The organism is Planctomycetota bacterium (assembly GCA_016125255.1).
In the GTDB taxonomy this organism is placed as follows: domain Bacteria; phylum Planctomycetota; class Phycisphaerae; order Phycisphaerales; family Zrk34; genus RI-421.
Genome location: WGMD01000028.1, coordinates 25,969 through 46,158 on the forward strand (window position 1 = coordinate 25,969; position 20,190 = coordinate 46,158).

The 20,190-nt window shown below is 63.7% G+C and carries 12 protein-coding genes and 1 riboswitch; of the genes, 3 read left to right on the top strand and 9 right to left on the bottom strand.

Features of this window, described 5'->3' with window-relative positions; all coding sequences use genetic code 11:
* Nucleotides 1-10: 10 nt before the first annotated feature.
* Nucleotides 11-1,555, bottom strand: a complete 1,545-nt coding sequence (gene thiC, locus GC162_17945) for a phosphomethylpyrimidine synthase ThiC (GenBank protein MBI1370522.1) — start codon at nt 1,553-1,555, stop codon at nt 11-13.
* A gap of 305 nt (nt 1,556-1,860) precedes the next feature.
* A riboswitch (TPP riboswitch) is annotated at nt 1,861-1,978 on the bottom strand.
* Between the two features lie 409 nt (nt 1,979-2,387).
* Here thiC and GC162_17950 point away from each other — a divergent pair.
* Nucleotides 2,388-3,224: an HAD-IIA family hydrolase gene (locus GC162_17950; GenBank protein ID MBI1370523.1), complete on the top strand. Its 837-nt coding sequence runs from the start codon at nt 2,388-2,390 to the stop codon at nt 3,222-3,224.
* A 91-nt stretch (nt 3,225-3,315) separates the two neighbouring features.
* Here the strand turns inward: GC162_17950 and GC162_17955 are convergent, their stop codons facing one another.
* The 7 genes from GC162_17955 to GC162_17985 all read right to left on the bottom strand — a co-directional run bounded on the left by GC162_17955 (nt 3,316) and on the right by GC162_17985 (nt 14,161).
* The gene (locus GC162_17955) at nt 3,316-4,545 is read right to left on the bottom strand and encodes a diphosphate--fructose-6-phosphate 1-phosphotransferase (GenBank protein ID MBI1370524.1); all 1,230 of its coding nucleotides are present in this window, start codon (nt 4,543-4,545) and stop codon (nt 3,316-3,318) included.
* 529 nt (nt 4,546-5,074) lie between these two features.
* Complete coding sequence (locus GC162_17960) at nt 5,075-6,976, bottom strand: carbon starvation protein A (protein ID MBI1370525.1); 1,902 nt, start codon at nt 6,974-6,976, stop codon at nt 5,075-5,077.
* 142 nt (nt 6,977-7,118) lie between these two features.
* Entirely contained in the window at nt 7,119-7,433 is a 315-nt protein-coding gene (locus GC162_17965) for a PEP-CTERM sorting domain-containing protein (GenBank protein MBI1370526.1), read from the bottom strand.
* Nucleotides 7,434-7,631: 198 nt separating this feature from the next.
* Nucleotides 7,632-9,737: a hypothetical protein gene (locus GC162_17970; GenBank protein ID MBI1370527.1), complete on the bottom strand. Its 2,106-nt coding sequence runs from the start codon at nt 9,735-9,737 to the stop codon at nt 7,632-7,634.
* Between the two features lie 133 nt (nt 9,738-9,870).
* Nucleotides 9,871-11,907, bottom strand: coding sequence for an elongation factor G (locus GC162_17975; GenBank protein MBI1370528.1), 2,037 nt, complete (start codon nt 11,905-11,907; stop codon nt 9,871-9,873).
* Nucleotides 11,908-12,044: 137 nt separating this feature from the next.
* Nucleotides 12,045-12,989, bottom strand: coding sequence for a hypothetical protein (locus GC162_17980; protein MBI1370529.1), 945 nt, complete (start codon nt 12,987-12,989; stop codon nt 12,045-12,047).
* A gap of 212 nt (nt 12,990-13,201) precedes the next feature.
* Complete coding sequence (locus tag GC162_17985) at nt 13,202-14,161, bottom strand: hypothetical protein (GenBank protein ID MBI1370530.1); 960 nt, start codon at nt 14,159-14,161, stop codon at nt 13,202-13,204.
* A gap of 77 nt (nt 14,162-14,238) precedes the next feature.
* Here GC162_17985 and GC162_17990 point away from each other — a divergent pair, with 77 nt between their 5' ends.
* Nucleotides 14,239-16,281, top strand: a complete 2,043-nt coding sequence (locus tag GC162_17990) for an acetylxylan esterase (GenBank protein ID MBI1370531.1) — start codon at nt 14,239-14,241, stop codon at nt 16,279-16,281.
* A gap of 3 nt (nt 16,282-16,284) precedes the next feature.
* Here GC162_17990 and GC162_17995 read toward each other — a convergent pair whose 3' ends face one another.
* On the bottom strand, nt 16,285-17,955 hold the full coding sequence (locus GC162_17995; GenBank protein MBI1370532.1) for an NAD+ synthase: 1,671 nt from the start codon (nt 17,953-17,955) through the stop codon (nt 16,285-16,287).
* Between GC162_17995 and GC162_18000 the strand changes: the two genes are divergently transcribed.
* Nucleotides 17,888-20,170: a sulfatase-like hydrolase/transferase gene (locus GC162_18000; protein MBI1370533.1), complete on the top strand. Its 2,283-nt coding sequence runs from the start codon at nt 17,888-17,890 to the stop codon at nt 20,168-20,170. The two genes, GC162_17995 and GC162_18000, sit on opposite strands and share 68 nt — an antisense overlap.
* Nucleotides 20,171-20,190 lie beyond the last annotated feature (20 nt).

Genomic DNA, 20,190 nt, shown 5'->3' on the forward strand with positions numbered 1-20,190 from the left:
CGCTAAACGGTCAGATCACCGAATCACGTTTCGACAGGCCGTGCGCGGGGCGGGTGTCGAGGGTGACGAGTTTTTCGTGCTGGATGCGCTTGGCTTCGTCGGCGTCGGCGACTTCATCGCTGTGACACGCGGCTTTCTTGCCCTTGTGAGCGAGTTTGTGAATCTGTTCGGGGGAGAGGACGCCGCGCCTTTCGAGGATGGCGCGCTGATCGTCGGTCAGCGCATCACTCTTGACCGGCTTGCCGCCCCCGGATCGCTCAAAGCCCTCGGCTTTGCCGCTGGCCCATTCGGTGATTTCCTTAGAGATGCGGACGGAGCACCAATCGTGGCCACACATCGCGCAGAAGTCGGTGTCGACGTCGAGGTCCTCATCGTGATACGCCCGCGCGGTGTCGGGGTCGAAGGAGATCTCGAAGTGTTTTTCCCAGTTGAGGGCGGCGCGGGCCTTGGTCAGTTCGTCATCGCGATCGCGCGAGCCCGGAATACCCAGGGCGATGTCGGCGGCGTGGGCGGCGATCTTGTAGGCGATGCAGCCCTGCTTGACGTCGTCTTTTTTGGGCAGGCCCAGGTGTTCCTTTGGCGTGACGTAGCAGAGCATGGCGGCGCCGTGGTAGGCGGCGTTGGTCGCGCCGATGCAGGAGGTGATGTGGTCGTAACCGGGGAAGATATCGGTGACGAGCGGGCCGAGCACGTAAAAAGGCGCGCCGTGGCAGACGGTGCGCTGGTATTTCATGTTGTACTCGATCTGATCGAGGGGGACGTGGCCGGGGCCTTCGACCATGACCTGCACGCCGCGGCGCCAGGCGCGTTCGGTCAGTTCACCGATGGTTTTGAGTTCCAGAAGCTGAAGGTCATCGGTGGCGTCGGCGAGTCCGCCGGGGCGGCAGCCGTCGCCGATGGAAAACGTCACATCATGTTCGCGCATGATGTCGCAGATTTTCTCCCATGCGGTGTACATGGGGTTCTGCTTGTTGTGGATGAGCATCCATTTGGCCAGCAGCGACCCGCCGCGGGAGACGAGGCCGATCAGGCGGTCCTTGGCGTAGCGCAGGTGTTCCATCAGCACGCCGGCGTGGATGGTGAAATAGTCGACGCCCTGCCGGGCCTGATGCTCGACGGTGGCGAGGATCGCCGCTTCGTCGAGGTCTTCGATTTTGCGGCCGATGATCATCGAATAGATGGGCACGGTGCCGATCGGCGTCGTCGAGTTGCGGATCAGCGCTTCGCGACAGGCATCAAGGTCGCCGCCGGTGGAGAGGTCCATGACGGTGTCCGCCCCCCACCGCTCAGCCCACTTGAGCTTCTCGACTTCCTCGTCGGTCGAGCTCGACACGGGCGACGCGCCCATGTTGGCGTTGACCTTGGTTTTGCTGGCGCGGCCGATGCACATGGGGTCGAGTTGGTAGGTCAGGTGATGAATGTTCGCCGGGATGACCATGCGGCCGGCGGCGACTTCATCGCGGACCTGCTCGGCGGAGAGGTGCGGCTCGCGCTCGGCGACGCGGCGCATCTCGGGCGTGATGATGCCGAGGCGGGCGTGTTCGAGTTGGGTGATGGGTTTGAAGTCTTTGGGATAAGTCACACGGCGCGTTTGGCCGCGCGCGTCGGTGAATTGGACAGTGCGCGCGGATTCGCACGCCTCGCTGAAGCGAGGCGTGCCGGCGGCGGCGGTGGTCCAACCATCGGGCAGGAAGTCCCATGCGGTCTTATTCGACGGGGCGGGCATGCCGGGGGCGTCGGGGGAGCTGAACATGAGGGGTCCGCCGACGTCGGGTTTGCGTGCGAAGGAGCCGGGCGTGGTGGCGCGGCCGGTGCCGGGGTTGGAGAACGTGACGGGACGATTGAACGGATCAGAGGGGCGGATCATGGGGTTCGCCTTCCTACGCAGCTTGCCCGGAAAGATTCCGGGGGCTGATCAGGTTCCAAGGGACTGTCTCAGCCCGACGCCCGATTGCGCCGGACACCCCTGGCGAACATTATTTTGATAGTGCAAGCATAGAGCGCCGCGCGATCCGGTCAAGCGCGATTTTGTCCGCGGGGTTTTCGACAGATGGCAAAGGTGCATGGGATTTGACGAAAATCCCGGTGAATTTTGCGCTTTTTTGAATTTGCCCAGTGCGGCGGCAGTCGCGCCGATGTCGCGTGAACGCTGCCGCGCAAGCATGCAGCGCGAGCGTCGTTCAACCCGCTTGGCGATGCGACATCGCGTTTGGCACGACGCTTGCTTTCTCACCCGGACCCGCCCCGCACCGCAATGGTGTCTGTTCGATGTGTTCGATCCTCATACGCCGATTCGCCCGCCTTGTCCGCGACGACCAATGATGTTTCCCGCCTGACATCCGTGACCACGCTTCATTGAACCTCATTCCCGATTGGAGTCTCGCATCATGCTTGGCTATCTCATTGATATGGACGGCGTCATCTATCGCGGTCGGCAGCTCATCCAGGGCGCCGATACGTTCATCCACGAACTGCTCCGCCGCGACATCCCCTTCTCGTTCCTCACCAATAATTCCCAGCGCACGCGCCGCGATGTCGTCACGCTCCTGCGACAGCTCGGCATCCACGTCGGTGAGCAGCATGTGTATACGTGCGCGATGGCGACCGCGCGCTACCTCGCTTCGCAGAAGCCCGGCGGCACCGCGTTCGTCATCGGCGAAGGCGGGCTGCTGACCGCGCTGCATCGGCACGGATTCTCCATCACCGATCGCGAGCCCGACTACGTCGTCATCGGCGAAGGGCGCACCTTCAACGCCGAGCAGGTCGAAACCGCGCTGAATCTGATCCTCGCCGGCGCGAAACTCGTCGCCACCAATCTCGATCCCAACTGCCCCACCGCCAACGGCACACGCCCCGGCTGCGGCGCGATCGTCGCCATGCTCGAAGCCGCGTCCGGCCTCAAGGCCTTCAGCGTCGGCAAGCCCAGCCCCATCATGATGCGCGGCGCCCGCAAACTCCTGGGACTCACCGCCGAGCAGACCGTCATGATCGGCGACACGATGGAAACCGACATCCTCGGCGGCGTGCAGCTCGGCTATTACACCATCCTGACGCTCTCGGGCGGCACGCGACGCAACGACCTGCCCCGCTTCGCCTATCACCCCGATCAGATCGTCGAGTCCATCGCCGATGTGCATCACGATCGGCTCGTCGAACGCCTCCGCGCCACGCCGATCGATCGCTTCTCCGCTCCTCCGCAGCCGATCGAACACTCGGCCGCGTGACCCGGCGGTCGCGACCGTCGCGCCCAACAAGAAAGCTCAGGGATGGCCATCCCTGAGCTTTCATTGGGTGCAGCGTCATGTGCGGCGTCGATCAGTCGTTGCGGCCGGGCATGCGGATGAGTTCGACGGTCGGGAGCGTGCCCACGAGCGGGCGGACGTAGCGGACGAAGTCGTCGGCGACGTTGTTGCCGTCGATGATCCATTCGTCCTTCATATGGCGCGTCTTGGCGGCGATGTTCGTCACCGCGGTCACGCCGTATTCGACGGTGTAGGGGTTGTCGCTGGTGCGGTTGATCGTGATCGAGCCCTCATCAAGCTGACCGGCGAGGGCGACTTCCGCCGCCTTGCGCCCGACGGCGCGGGCTTCGATCTGATCCACCTTGCTGATGGACCCGGCGAAGCAGCGCTGGACGTAGCCGAAGGTATCGGCCCGGACGCGGAGTTTTTTGCCGAGGTGGTTTTTGAGATGCGTGGCGAGGAAGTCGCCCAGCGCGCCGGAGCCGGAGAGCTGCACGTTGCCGTGCGAGTCGCGGTCGATGGCCGCGCCCTGCTGCTCGGCGAGTTTGGCGGCGATGGGCGTGTGCTTGGCGTCGGAGATGCCTTCGGACACGGCGATGAGGCAGCGGCCATGCTTCTTGAAGACGCGGTCCACGTCGGCGACGAACTTTTCTTCGTCGAAAGCCGACTCGGGGCAGTAGATCAGATGGGGCCCGTCCTCGGGATTCTGCCGGGCGAGCACGCTGGCGGCGGTGAGGAAGCCGGCGTGGCGACCCATGATGATGTTGATCTTGATGCCCGGCAGGGCGCGGTTGTCGAGGTTGTCGCCGATGAAGGCCGAGGCGACGAAGTTGGCGGCGGAGCCGAAGCCGGGGGTGTGGTCGTTGCACTGCAGGTCGTTGTCGATGGTCTTGGGAATGTGAAACGCCCGCATCTCGTATCCGTCGGCCTTGGCGGCTTCGTTGACGAGCCGGCAGGTGTCGGACGAGTCGTTACCCCCGATATAGAAAAAGTAACGGATGTCATGCTTGGCCAGGGCCTTGAGCACGTTCTTGCAGTGCTCGGCGTCGGGCTTGTCGCGGCTCGATCCCAGCCCGGCGGAGGGGGTGTCGGCGATGCGGTTGAGGCGGTCCTGCGGGATGGTGTGCAGGGGGATGAAGTCTTCGTTGAGCATGCCTCGGACGGCATGATGGGCCCCGAGGATTTTACCGCTAAACCCTGCTGCTTTAAGACCTTCGACGCAGCCGACCATGGACTGGTTGATCACGGCCGTGGGCCCGCCCGACTGCCCGATCACGGCGTTGCCCTTGAGGATGTCCGACATGGCGATACTCCCAAATAGGCCCCGTTGACCGGTCCGAGCCGGGTTTTCGGGGCTGAGAATGCGATTTTGATGTTCGAAAACGTGACCGATCACGCTTTCGGGGACGGCCGATCATACCGATTTGGGCCCGCCCGGCAAGGTGACCGGGCGCGGAGGCCGCGCCGCCGGGCCATGCAAAACAACCCAAATGCCCCATCAAACCCCCTTGTCCAAATCGCAAATATCCCCTTGACTGGATGTTAGAGAAATCTTCCCGCCAATGGCCTTTACAAGACCCCCGATACATAATTCAAATACAGGCAGCACAGATATTTATGGAAATATCTCCAGCCCTTCAAGATGCGATTGACACACATGCCGATAGAGGACTAGGATACGGCCTGTCACACCGAATACCTCCACGATTTTTTGCCGTGGCGCCCCCCGTTGCGACTTCGGAGCTCGCAACGGGGGCTTTTGTTTTTATGCGGAGTGGGGAGCGCGGAATTCGGAGTGAAGCGCGCGCGGCGCGCGGTTGTTAAGCGCCGCATCAAGCGCGCTGCGGCAACGGCGGCAGCGCCTGTTCCAATACGCCGCGCGCCCGCGGCCAGAGCAACAGCGCTTCAACAATCATCCATATCTCCAGCAGCAACACGATCGCCGCGATCCCCATCAGCACGTAGCTGCCTTTGTGATACCACCTGAGAATGTCGTGACTCATCGCCCACGCCGGCATGATCAGCATGAACACCATCGGGATCGCCGCGAACCACACCGGCATCTTGCGACGCCAGAGCCAGAAGCACACCACCAAAAACGCCAGCCCCGCGAGCAATTGATTCGTCGCGCCGAACAGCGGCCAGAGAATCAGGCCGCCCTTGCCGATTGTCTTCCATGTCCAAGGATCGCCCGGCTTGGGAAACAGCGCCAACACGAATGCCGTCGAAACGGCGAAGAACGTCGCGCCGTGTTTGTTCGTGAGCCAGACCAGCGGGTTCATCGAAATGCTCTTGCCCACCGTGCCGTGCTCGAATTCCGTGTCGTATCCTTCCGCCGCCATCGCCGTGGGCGAAACCTTCGGCGCGAATGTGGCGGCGAGTTCCTGCACGACATAGCGCTGAAGGCGGGTCGCGGTGTCGAGCGTCGTGCCGGCGAACGAGGCGACGAGCACGCCGATCAGCGCGGTGCCGAAAGTATGGTTGATATGGGCGGCGTCGAGGAAATTGGCGGCCCCGACGATGAACGCGCCCAGCGCATTGGTCGTCGCCGACTGCCAATCGTGATAGACCGCGTTCCATAACGCTGTGCCCGTCAGATTCGGGAACTGGTCCTGCCATCCGATGCCGATGCCGGCGGCGACGGCGCAGATGACGAGCGTGGCGAGGAAGCCCTCGGTGAGCATGGATCCGTAGCCGACGAACTGGGCGTCGGTTTCGTTCTTGATCTGCTTGCTCGACGTCCCGGAGGACACGAGGCAGTGAAATCCGCTGATGGCCCCGCAGGCGATGGTCACGAACAGGAACGGCACGAACGAGGGCGCCTCCAGCGGATGCGGCGCGAACGCGGGGGCGGCGATGTGGACGGGCTGCCCGTGCGAGCCGAAGAACCCGACCGCGAACAAGCCGATCACGACCAGGCCCAGCGAGCTGATGAGCTGAAGACTGTTGATGTAATCGCGCGGCTGAAGGAGGATCCAGACGGGAATGACGCTCGCCACATAACAGTACGCCAGCAGAATGGCGACCCAGACCCAGACGGGCCAGGCGGCCATCGTCGTGTTGATCGTCTGAATCGCCGCCCCGAACCCGCCGCCGGTCCATGCGATCCCCGGGCATCCCGCCCCGAACCACACGGTCAGGTACATCAGCGCCAGCGCGATCAGCGACGGGATCGTGACGCTCTTGCCCTTGCGATGCACCTTGACGCCGATCCAGACGGCGATGGGAATCTGCAAGAACACGGGCATGATCGACTCGGGGAATTTCACAAACACGTTGGCGATGACCAGCCCGAAGATCGCCAGGACGACCCATAGCGCGAACAGCAGGATGAGCAGGAACAGGAAACGCACGCGGGGGTTGAGCACGCGTCCGGCGATTTCGCCGACGGTCTGCCCTCGGTTGCGGAGGGAGACGACGAGCGTGCCCAGGTCATGGACCGCGCCCATGAAGATGGAGCCGAGCACGATCCACAGCACGGCGGGGACCCACCCCCAGATGATCGCCAGCGCCGGGCCGACGATCGGGCCGGTGCCGGCGATGCTGGTGAAATGATGGCCGAAGACGATGGACTTATTGGTGGGGACGTAGTCTTCGTCGTCGTTGAGTTCGACGCTGGGGACGGTGGCTTGGGGATCAAGTCGGAAGATTTTGCGTGCGAGCCATCGGCCGTAGGTGTGGTACGCGACGATGTAGAGCACACCGGCGGCGAGTGCGATCAGGAGTGTGGACATCTTGGCGGGCGCCTCCAAAGGATTGCGGCGAAAATTGAAAAGTCATTATACCGCATGAGCGCGGCGCGCATGAAAAAAGCCGCATGCAGCCGGGGGCTCGGCTACGTGCGGCTTAGCAGTGTTTGCGGTCAATCGTGCGGGCTTATTCGCCGTGGCGCGGCCGGCTCAGGACGCCGAGCATCGAGAGCCCGAGCATCATGACCATCGACGCCGGCTCCGGCACCGCAGTCAAATGCGCGGTCGTGTCCAACGCATCGACCGGGTCCACCGCCGGGGCCTCAAGCCCGGGCAGTTTGCCGTCGACGAGCAGCAGGTGCGCATCGACAGCCGGGGCGACGGTCTGCGTCGCAGCGGTCTGCTGCGGTGCGGCGGGCGCGTCCGATGACGGCACTCCGGCCTGCACCATCGAGCAGGTCAATGCGACAACGATTCCTCCAAGCGCATGGTGAATTCGCATCTCGTTCCTCGCAACTCATTTTTTTCTTTGGCGGTTCTCATTCCAGCCATCTCAATCGTTCCAGTTCCTGCCACCAGTATGACCCCTACCACCGTTAAATGCAACACAAATGTCAGATTTTTTCCGATCCGCCCGCATCGAGTGGGCCATTTTCAGCCCAAAAACGCGGGTCGGACGCCGGCGGCCCCTCCGCCGGGGTCAATCCCGATGGCGCGGACGGCTGATGACGCCGAGCATCGAAAGCCCGAGCATCATGACCATCGACGCCGGCTCGGGGACCAACAGCGTGAGGCGGAATGCATCGAGCGCCACACCGTCTTCGCGCGGCGAGAATCGGATCGTGTACGTCTGCCCGCCGATCAAACGCCAGACCGCATTGACATCCCCGCCGCCCGAATCGGTCTTCTCGAAGCCCGCTGTGCCCAGCCAGGGCGTCGTGTCGAAATCCGAGTCGGCGGGGAATGAGTAGCGGTACCAGTCGGCCTGCCCGCCGGTGCCGTCGTTGATCTCTAGAACGCGGGCATAGAGCGAATCGCTCCCGCCGTCGTATCCGTCCGCCCGTGCGAACAACTGATACACCCCCGTCACCGGCACCGTCACCTCGTAATCGAGGAACGGCCCGTCAAGGACGCCTTGGGCCGTGAAGAAGGTCTCGCCGGAGTTGCCCGGCACAGTCTGCATGTACAGATCGCCCTGCGCATTGGCGAACTTCGCGCCGCTCGGCTCGCCTTGGTCTTCGCCGTTGCCGACGTTGCCGGTACCGGCCGCGCCGTCGATGACCTTCCATTGCACGCCGCCGAGCACACTCGCGCCGCGACGCGTGTAATTCTCCGCTTCAACTTCGAGCCCGAACGTCGACATGTTCGGGCCGATGCCCGTCGGCGCGGCCGATGCGACCGGCTGGAGCACGAACGCGTCGACGGTCGAACCGTCCTCGCGCTGCGAGATCTTCAGCGTGTACACGCCGGCGGCGCCGACCGTGAACGTCACGGGGTTGTGCGCCGGAGAGGCCGTGTTGACCTCCGCCTGCCCGGTGCCGTCCCACGCGGTCGTGTTGAAGTCCGCGTCGATGCCGTGGTTGAGTTCATACCAGTCGGTGCCGGCCCCGGTCAGCTCCTCGATGCCGACGAAGACCGAGTCGGACGCGCCCTGCGTTCCGCTGTCGGTGTTGTTACCGTCCCATCGCAGATAAAGCTGATATGTGCCGGGCGTGTTGATTTGCATTTTGTACTGGATGGACGGGGCGCCGTTGGGCGTGCCGGGCGAGCCGTTGTCGGGCAGGGACTGGATGTAGGCGCTGTTGCGGACATTCGTCGCCGCCGGGCCGGCGCCGCTCGATTCGGTCGGCACGATGACCCAGCCGTTGGCCCCGCTGTTGGTGCGTGTGGAGAAGATTTCCGCCTCGCCGACGATCGCGCCATTGGCGTCGGGCTGATACACGAAGTCCGCGCCGGTGTAGTGGTTCACCGCCGCGTTGTACTGATCGCGCATCTGCATGGCGTTCAGTTCGGTGTCGAACAGCGCCACCTCGTCCATGTTGCCGCCGAACTGTCGGTTGTTGAAGTTGCCGCTCGTGCCGAGCCGGCCAAGTTGGATGTTGTTATCGAGGTTGTAGGTCGAGGAGCCGGTGTCAGCATTGGAAGCGATCTGCTGGCCGTCGACATAGAGCTTGACCTGTCCCCCGGCTGCCCACGTCGCGCCGACGAGATGCCATTGCCCGTCGCGCACGCCCGCATCGGAGCCGTTGTTGAAATTGGAGGAGTTACCCGTGGCGAAAAAGCCCAGCGAGCCGTTGGTATTGAGCTGAAGGTGCAGTTCGTTCTCGCCGCCGAACCCGTCGCCGCCGGTCGATCCGCCGCCGCGACCGTAGAACAGTCCGCCGTTGTCGGAGTCGGCCTGTCCGGGCGTGGTGCGGATCCACATCGACACCGAGCCGGCCGTGGTGTTCATGCCCACCGCCGTCGGAATCGTCGTCGAGCTTGTCGAACTGCCCGCGTTGTAAAGCGCCGACACGTTGCCCGATCCGAACCCGCCGAAGTCAAGCGGTCGCGGGGCGGCCGACTGGTTGACCGTGACGCCCGAGCCGTGCGTCGCATTGTTGGACCCGACCGCGTCGGCCGCCGAGGTCCCCGAAGTTTCGTTGAAGTTGTAATACGCGACCGCCCCCTGATCGACGCGCGTCACATCCTCATAGCTGATCGCGCCTTGGGCCAGGGCGCAGCACGAAACGACAACCATTCCGCCAAAGATATTCGGTTTTCTCATCGCAACCTCATCCAGATACGGTCTGTCAATCCGCCTCATTCGTTACAAACAACATAAGCAGTATGACGCGCACAACCGGCCGCGCCAACCGAAAATCTCAAAATTCTCCGAGAAAATTCGTGCTATCGCCTTGTTTTTCGCGCAATAACCCAGTCTCGCCGACGCCGCCCGCTCAATCCTCCTCCGCGGCGGGCTTGAACTGGCTCTCCAGATGCTGCTGGACCTGCGGCGGAACGGGTTCGTAGTGACTGAACTCCATGCTGAACGAGCCCTGCCCGCCGGTCACCGATTTGAGCTGGTTCTGGTACTGCGTCAATTCCGCCAAGGGCGCCTGCGCCTTGATGCACAGCATGCCCCCGCCCACGCTGTCCGTCCCCATGATCCGACCGCGCTTCGACGACAAATCCCCGGCGATATCGCCCATGTTCCCCTCCGGCACCGTGATGTCGAGCTTCACGATCGGCTCGAGCACCTGCGGCTTGGCCTTGCTCACCGCGTCCGCGAACGCCTTCCGAGCCGCCGTCACGAACGCCACTTCCTTCGAGTCCACCGCGTGATACTTCCCGTCGTACACGCTCACGCGCACGCCCTGCATCGGATACCCCGCGACGCACCCCTGACCCATCATCTGCATGACGCCCTTCTCGATCGCCGGGATGAACTGATGCGGGATCGCCCCGCCGAACACATCATTGACGAACTCGAACGGCTCGCCGTTGCCCAATGGCTCGACGCGCAGGTACACCTCGCCGAACTGACCCGCCCCGCCGGTCTGTTTCTTATGACGATGGTGCCCTTCCGCTTTCCCGCCGATCGTCTCGCGGTACGCGACCTTCGGCGGATGCGTCTTGACCTCCACGTGATACCGGTTCTTCATCTTCTCCAGAAGAATCCGCAGATGCAGCTCGCCCAATCCGCGAATCACCGTCTCGCCGCCGCGCTCCACCGCGAAGCACGGGTCCTCCGCCTCCATCGCGTGCAGCGCCTTGGCGATCTTCTGCTCGTCGCCCCGGCTCATCGCTTCGATGGCGAAACCCGCCATCGGCTTGGGGAACTCAAAGGGCTTGAGATGCACGTGCCCGTGCGCGATCGAGTCGTGCAGCACATCGTTGAAGTGAATCTCCTCGACCTTCGCCACCGCGCAGATGTCGCCGGGAATCCCCTGGTCGATCTCCTTGTGCTCCTTGCCCTGCAATTTGAATAAATGGCCGACTTTGAAGGGCTTTTTGGCGTTGCCGATGTAGAGCTGGCTGTCCTTGGTGATTGTGCCCTGGTGGATGCGGAAGATGCTCAGCTTGCCGACGAACGGGTCGCTGGTCACCTTGAACACGTGCGCGATGACATGCTTTTTCGGGTCCGCATCGTACTTGAGCGGCTCCACATGCTCGCCCTCCCCATGTTCAAACGGTCGGGGATTGCCCTCCAGAGGGTTGGGCATCAAGTCGGCGAACACCTCAAGCAGTTCAGCGAGGCCGATGTCCCGCGTCGCGCTGGCGAAGCAGATCGGCACCAGATGTCCTTCCCGCAGCGCCTTCTCGAACACCGCATGCAGTTTGTCATGCGAGACGTCTTTCCCTTCCAGGTACGCCATCGCGGTTTCTTCATCGACTTCGACGACTTGTTCGACGATGGCCTTGTGCGCCTCGCCGACGTTTGAGAAGTCCGCTTCGCCGCTTTCGTGGTCGAACACATCACAGACGCTCGTCGCTCCGCCGGCCGGCAGATTGATCGGCAGGCACTCCGGGCCGAACGCTTCGCGAATCTGCTCCACCAATAGCGGCAGGTCGATATTGTCGTGATCGATCTTGTTGATGACGATCGCGCGGCAGAGGTTTCGGTCGGCCGCGCGCTCCATCATGCGCCGCGCCGTCATGTCGATCCCGGCGTGCGCGTCGATGACGACGACGACCGTCTCCACCGCCGGGAAAGCCGCCAGCGCGTGACCGGCGAAGTCGCCCATGCCGGGCGTGTCGATGAGGTTCACGTGATGCTGATGATGATCGAGACTGACGAGTGCCGCGTTGAGCGAATGCTTGTGCTTCTTTTCCTCATCCTCAAAATCGCAGACGGTCGAGCCCTTTTCGACGCTCCCGGCCGCGCCGATCGCCCCGGCCCTGGCCAATAGCGCCTCCACCAGCGTCGTCTTGCCCGCCCCGGCCTGACCCACGATAGCGATGTTGCGAATATCCTCGGTCGTATACGTCGGCATGACACATCTCCGCAGGATGAAATGAATTGGAAAAGACCTGTGACCTCGAATGCGATTATACGAGATGGTCCATTCGCGCAAAAGAGGCGGGGGGACTTAAGTCCCCCCGCCTTGTGCTGATCCCCGACCCCCGAACCCTACTTCGAATACGACTCGGACGAGCCGTCGGCATACGTGATCGTATCGATCTCGTATTCGTAGCGGAGATCCTTGGGCTTGTCGGTGAGCGCTTCGAGAATCGGGCCGGTGAGCTGATAGGTCTGCGTCGCCACGCCGTTGCCGTCGACGGCGAGCGTGTCGTTGTACGCCAGTTCCAGATCGCCCAGATGCTCCTTGAGTTGATCGAACACGCGCACGCGGCCGGTGAGGCGGGCGACGGGCTTCTGCGTGCCGTTGGAGAGCCAGAACTGGAGACTGGTCATGCCGTTGTCATCGCTCATCTGCCCGAAGCCCACGCCGATGATTTTGCGACGGCGCTCGTTGTCGGCGGCGAAGTTCGTGGCGACCGGTGCGGCGGCGGGCGGTGCTGCAAGCGGCGCGCTCCCCGGCGCGGCGGAGGATGCGGCGGTGTAACTCGGCGCGGCGGCGGGGGGCGTGCGCGTCGACTTGCCTGTCAGCGAATCGAACGACACGCCTTCAGGCAAAAGCCGATCCGCCTCGATCATCGCATGTTTCTCATAGCCCCGGCCGGCCAGGTATCCGAACCCGAACGCGACAACCATCAGCAGCGCGATCACCGCGATCATCGACCCGCTGTTCTTGCGCTTTTTGCGCATGAGCTTGGAATGCGCGTGCGCGTGAAGGTGCGAACCGGCGGCGTGATCGGGCGCGGGGCTGTGCATCGCCGGCTCGTGCGCCAACTCGAACACCGGCGCTTCGGTGATCGGCTGCTGCGGCGCATCGGGTCGATACACGCGCGCCTCCGCCTGCATCGCCGTCGGCGACGCCGGTCGGGCCGGCTCACCGCCCGGCGGCGGCACGGTGATGGCGACCTTGCACTTGGGGCAACGCACCTTGTGGCCCGCCAGTTGATCGTCGAGCCCGAGCAGCGCATCGCAGTTGGCACATCGAAATCTGAGCATGACCGCACCCCACTCGATTTGTTGCGGAAAGGCCCCGGCAGTATAGCAAATCATCGCGCGAGTGGAGAAGCGGCCGGGGAAATGACCAATGACCAAGCACCAATGACCAAAGAAATGTTCAAAGGTCCAATGTCATAATGAAAGGCCGCAGGCCGTTCCATCCTTGGTCATTGGGATTTGGTCATTGGTCATTCCCGCCACCAGCGGGCGATCTACTGCTGTGCGGCCGCGCCCTGCCGTTCCGTGGCCTGCTCGACCTGCTTGCGGTAGCGCTCGCGGTTGGCGCGGGTATCCATCAGAATATGCACACGCGCCCGGTCCGACTCCGAGAGCATCGCATCGATCTGCTGCCGCGCCTGCCCCAGATGCGTCCGCCGCGACAGGTGCGTGAGCACCACGTTCGGGCAGCTCACGCGCTTGAGCACGTTGGCGATGTCGGCGATGTGCAGATGCTTGCCGATGCGGGCGCGCGATTCGTGATCGTCGTCCATGAACGTGCATTCGGTGATGAGAATCTGCGCGTTGGCGACGTCGGGGCGGTCGAAGAATTTGCCCGGCCCGGTGTCGCCCATGTAGGCGACGAGCGGGACTTCGCGGATGTAGGTGATCTCCGTGCCCTGCTCCTTGAGTTCGACGAGCTTCTGCTGCGGCAGGCCGGCAAACTCCTCGCGCAGCTTGCTGCGTTTTTCCACGATGACGTAGCCCAGCGACGGGACGGTGTGCTCGGTAGCGAAGCAGCGCAGGTAAATGTGCGGCTTGACCTCGAACTCGGCGCCGGGCCCGTTGGGGTCCATGCCGATGACGACATGCGGCGTGCGCTGCGCCTCGATGTCGATCCACGACTGCATCAGCCGTTCAATCGGCTTGACGAGCGAGGGATGACACAGCACGGTGCCGGTGCCCATGCCCTGAAAGTGCCGCTGCGAGAAGTAATACGCCAGCCCGGCGGCGTGATCCATGTGCCCGTGCGTCAGCGCGACGAAGTTGCTCGTCAGCGCCAGCCGGGGCGCCCGGCCGATGTCGAAACACACGTCCAGTTCCGGAATCTGCACCCACGACTCCTCGCCCGCGATCGAATAGCCCTGCACCCGGTACGGCTGAAAATACACAAAGCCGGTGGGCAACTGGCGGGGTGGGTCGTTGGGGATCATGACAGGCGTACCTTTCCTCATAAACGCGGCGGACCAAAAGTTTAGGTTCAATCGCCCGCTGACTCAAATCGACGCCGGCTTTGCGGTACACTTCCATCATGCAACGCACCCTTCTCCTTCCCGGCGTGCTGTTTCTCATCCTTTCCGCCGCCCTCTTCGCCGCCGACCCCATGCGGGCGCTGCCGGCGGGGCAGAAGCCCGACGACGGGCGGCTCGGGCCGATGACGACGCTCGATGGCTACTTTCCGTTTCATCCGGTTGCGGACAAAGAAGCATGGGCCCAGCGTGCGGCGGCGCTGCGGCTGCGGGTGAAGCTCGCCGCCGGGCTCGTGCCCGAGCCGCCGCGGACGCCGCTCAACCTGCAAGTCTTCGGGCGCATCGAGCGCGATGACTACACCGTCGAGAAGGTCATCTTCGAATCGATGCCCGGGCATTATGTGACCGGCAATCTGTATCGCCCGCTGCATCCGCCGGCGGGCAAAAAGTTGCCCGGCGTGCTGTGCCCGCACGGACACTGGCCCGATGGGCGATTCACCGATGCGGGCGAAAAAGGCGTGCGCGATCAGATCGCCATCGGGGCGGAGCGCTTCGAAGACGGCGGGCGATCGCCGCTTCAGGCGCGCTGCGTGCAGCTTGCCCGCATGGGTTGCGTCGTGCTGCACTACGACATGCTCGGTTACGCCGACAGCATGCAGTTCGAGCACCGGCCGGGCGTGCGCGAGAACATGAGCGGCACGGACGACTGGGGATTTTTCAGTCCGCGCGCCGAGTTGGAACTGGTGAGCATGTTCGGCCTGCAAACATGGAACTCGATCCGCGCTCTTGATGTGCTTTCAAGTTTCGACGATGTCGATACGGATCGGCTCGCCGTGACGGGCGCCAGCGGCGGGGGCACGCAGACGATGATGCTCTGCGCCATCGACGACCGCATCGACCTGGCTTTCGCCGCCGTGATGCCCAGCACGGCGATGCAGGGCGGGTGCACCTGCGAGAACGCCGATTACCTGCGCATCGGCGATGGCAACATCGACCTGATCGCGCTGACGGCGCCGCGCCCGCTGGGCCTTACCGCGGCGGACGACTGGACGAAGGATCTGGCGACAAAAGGCCTGCCCGACCTGCAAAAGCTCTACGAAATGCTCGGCGTCAAAGACAACGTCGCCGCCGCGATTCACACGGAATTCAAGCACAATTACAACGCGGTGAGCCGGGTGGCGATGTCGAACTTCATCAACAGGCACTTTGGGCTGGGCCTGCCCGAGCCGGTCATCGAACGCGACTACACGCCGCTGACGAAGGAGCAGATGACCGTCTGGGACGAAGCGCATCCGAAGCCGGGCGGCGACCAGGTCGGCGAAGCGCACGAGCGTGCATTGACCCATGCATGGGCGAAAGCGACGCACGAAGCGATGGACGACGACATGCGCCGCGCGGCATGGCGCCTCATTCTCAACCGCGAATTCGACGAGGTCGGCGAGGTGACATGGGATCTGACGCATAAACTCGATCGCGGCGATCATCTGGTGATGCTCGGGATGCTCACGAACGCCGCGCATCACGAAGCGGTGCCCGCGGTTTTTATCCACCCCAAGGCGAATTGGAATCATCATGTGCTGCTTGTACTGAACGACACCGGCAAGGCGGCGGTGCTTGCGGACGACCGCGACCCGGCGATTGACGCCGCGCTCAAGGCCGGTTCGGCCGTGTGCGGGATCGACCTGTACATGCAGGGCGAATTCACGGACGACGGCAATCCGCCGACGACGCAGCGCATGGTCAAATACGGCAAAGGCGATCACCCGTGGCAGCACGCCGCCTGTTACACCTTCGGCTACAACGACCCGCTCTTCTGCCAGCGCGTGCATGATGTATTGACCGCGGCGCATTACATCATGCGCGATGACACTCACGGCGCGGCCCGGCTTGACGTTCTGGCCATCGGCAAAGTCGCCGGCCCGGTCGGCGCGGCGGCGAAGCTCGCCAGCGGCGATGCGATTCACGATGCGGAGGTCGACCCGATGGACTTCCGATTCGAGTCCATCACGAAGCTCGACGATGCGATGATGACGCCCGGCGCGGTGCGCTACGGCGATGTGCCCGCGCTGATCCGGCTCAGCGGGGCGCGCGAGCGGGGCAAGTGAACTTCATGTCTCGGCGGACGGGTCGAAGCGCTGGGCGATGGGCATGCGACGCCCGAACCCGAACGCCCGGCCGGTGATTTTCAAACCCGGCGCGGCCTGTTTGCGCTTGTACTCATTGCGGTCGATGAGCAGCGCGACGCGGGACACGGTCGACAGGTCATACTTCGTGTCGGCGACGATGCGCGGGACGGAATCGTGTCGCTCGACATAACGCTCGATGATGTCGTCGAGCACGTCGTAGGGCGGGAGCGTGTCCTGGTCCGTCTGGTTCGGCCGCAGCTCGGCGCTGGGCGGTTTGGTGATCGAATCGATCGGGATCACGCCGGGAAGCTCGACCGCGTTGATGTGCCTGGCCAGTTCGTACACCATCGTCTTGGGCACATCGCTGAGCACGGCCAGTCCGCCGGCCATATCACCGTAGAGCGTGCAGTATCCGACGGCGATTTCGCTCTTGTTGCCGGTGGTGACGAGCATGGAGCCCTGCTGATTGGAGAAGGCCATGAGGATCTGTCCGCGCACGCGGGCCTGGAGATTCTGCGCGGTGATGTCGTTGAGTTCGCCGAGGGCGGGCGTGAGCATCTGCTCCATCGCCTGATGCGCCGGCTCGATGGGGATCGTGGCGAATTGGATGTGGAGGTTCGCCGCCAGCGAAGCCGCGTCGCTCAGACTGCCGCTCGATGAGTAGCGGCTTGGCATGGCGACGCCCGTGACGTTCGCCGCGCCAACCGCCGCCGCCGCCAGCGCCGCCGTCACCGCCGAGTCGATCCCGCCGCTGAGCCCGACAACCAGCGACTTGAACCCGCACTTGCGGCAGTAATCGCGCAGCCCCAGCACCAACGCCGCATACACCGCCGCCATCCCGCTGCGCGGCTTCTCGATGCGTGAAGCCGCTTGCGGCTTAGCACCCGTCACAACCAGATCGACGACCAGCAGGTCCTCCTCAAAATCCTTCGCATGGGCGATCACGTTGCCGTTCGCATCAACGACGCAGCTATTGCCATCGAACACCAGCTCGTCGTTCCCGCCGACCTGGTTGACGTAGACGAGCGGCAGATGATGGCGAGCCGCGACGTTCTTGAAAAGCTGGAGGCGGAAGTCGTGCTTGCGCGTGACGAAGGGCGAGGCGGAGCAGTTGATGAAAAGCTGCGCTCCCGCCGCGGCGAGCTGGTCGATGGGGTTGTCGTGATAAAGCTGCCGGCTGAACATCTCGGCCGAGTTCCACAGATCCTCGCACACGCTGATGCCCAGCTTCACGCCGTCGTGCTCCGTCAAGTCCACCGCCGGTCCCGGCTCGAAGTAGCGCGTCTCGTCGAACACGTCATACGTCGGCAACAGACTTTTGACATGCCGATGCACAAGCTTCCCGTCGCGGCACACGGCGGCGGCGTTGTAGAGCGTCCGCCCCGTCGGCCGATCCGACACGGCCGGGTATCCGACGATCGCGGTCACGCCTTCGCACGCCGCGGCGATCTTCGTGATGGCGGACTGACACTGATCGAGCATCGCCGGCTTGAGCAGTAAATCCTTCGGCGGATAGCCCGCCACCGCCAATTCCGGCAGCACGACCAGTTCCGCCCCGGCTTCCCGGCCGCGCGCGACGGCGTCGATGATCTTCGCCGTGTTGGCGGCGACGGCTCCGACGGTCGGGTTGATCTGTGCAAGGGCGATCCGCATGGGCGATATTGTAGTCGAATCAACGAGCCGATCGCTGCAATCGACCGGCGCTCCGCTCCGTTCTGACTTGGCGCGTTACACTGTCGACTCACCGAGTCCCGGAGGCGTCATGCGAAAACTGATTCTTTTGTCGCTTGCAATGTTCATCGTCCTGAGTCCGCGGGTCCGCGCCGCTGAGCCCGCCCGCCGGCCGAACATCATTTTCATCCTCGTCGACGATCTGGGCTATGGCGACGTCGGGGCGTTTTTTCAGAATCTGCGCCGCGAGAAGGCCAGTCCCGCCGAGCCGTGGCACATGACCCCGCACCTGGATTCGTTCGCGGCGCAGGGCATGCAGCTTCGGGACAACTACACCGCCGCCCCGGTCTGTGCGCCCTCGCGCTCATCGCTGCTGACCGGCGTGACGCAGGGGCATGCGATGGTGCGCAACAATCAGTTCGATGACGAGCTGGCCCGCAACTACACGCTCGGGTCCACCATGCAGCGCCTCGGCTACGCCACCGCCGCGTTCGGCAAATGGGGCCTGCAAGGCCCGCCCGGCGCCAAGCCCAATGACGATGCCCATCTCTGGCCCGCCCATCCCCTCAAGCGCGGCTTCGACTACTACTACGGGTACATGCGCCATGTGGACGGCCATTGGCACTACCCGCACGAAGACGATCGGCAGGTCTGGGAGAACTACAAGAATGTCTCGGCGGACCTGAAGCTCTGCTACACGACCGACCTGTTCGCCGCCCGCGCCAAGAAGTGGATCATCGATCAGACGCATGATCACGCGGAACAACCGTTCTTCATCTATCTGGCCTTCGACACGCCGCACGCCAAGTTGCAGAACCCGCCGTGCGCATTCCCCGAAGGCGGCGGGCTGCACGGGGGGTTGCAATGGCTGGGCGAAGCGGGGCACATGATCAACACGGCGGCGGGTCAGGTCGATGGGTACATGCACCCCGACTACGCCGACGCGACATGGGACGACGATCACGATCCCGCCACGCCGGCGCGCCCCTGGCCCGATGTGTATCGCCGGTACGCCAACGATGTGCGCCGCATCGACGACGCCGTGGGCGACCTGATGCGGCTGCTCGTCGATCTGCACATTGATGACAACACGCTGGTCATCTTCACTTCCGACAACGGCCCGTCGATCGAGTCGTATCTGAGCGGCAAGGACAAGAACGGATACCCCTACGGGTACACGCCCGAGTTCTTCCATTCGTACGGCCCGTTCGACGGGATCAAGCGCGACTGCTGGGAAGGCGGCGTGCGCATGCCGACCATGGCGCGCTGGCCCGGACGCATCACCGCGGGGGCCATCGACCATACGCCCTGCGGATCGTGGGACTGGCTCATGACTTTCGCCGACGCCGGGGGACAGGTCGGCCCGGCGCGCAGCGACGGCGTGTCGCTTCTGCCGACCCTCACCGGCAGGGGCAAACAGACGCCTTCGAGCATCTACATCGAATACGAGAACAACGCCAAGACGCCCAAATTCGATGACTTCGTCCCCGCGCACCGGGGACGCATGCGCGGACAAATGCAGGTCGTCCGCTTCGACGACATGCTCGGCGTGCGCTACAACATCAAGGCGGCGGACGATGACTTTGAAATCTACAACGTCGTCAAAGACCCGCAGGAGAAGACGAACCTGGCGAGCGAGCCGGGCATGAGCGATCTTCAGAAGCGCATGAAGGCCGCCGCCGTCAGTCAGCGCATGCCGCGCGACAACGCCAGGCGCCCCTACGATGACACACCCGTCCCGGCGGTCGAGCTGCGGCAGTCAATGCTCGGCGTCAAATGGAATGCCTTCGCCGGCGACTGGCCCTGGCTGCCGAAGTTCGAGGCCTTGACCCCGACCGCGACCGGCCAATCGCCCGCGCCGGACCTGTCCGCGATCGACCTGACCAAGACGCCCGGCGTCATGTTCAGCGGCTACCTCACCGTCCCGACGACCGGCCGCTACAAGTTCACACTCACCACCGACAGCCCCAGCTTCCTGCGCCTTCACGACTGCGCCGTCATCGACAACGACTTCTCCTTCGAAGCCGGCAAATCCGCCGACGGCTCGATCGTGCTCGAAAAAGGTGCGCACCCCTTCCGCCTCTACTACGCCCACAAGGGCGACGCCAAGCCGATGCTCCATCTTGAATGGACCGGCCCCGATGGCAAAACGCTGTCCATCCCCGACGGCGTGTTTGTCAGTATGGGCGAGCAGTGATTCAAGCAGGATTGAACCGC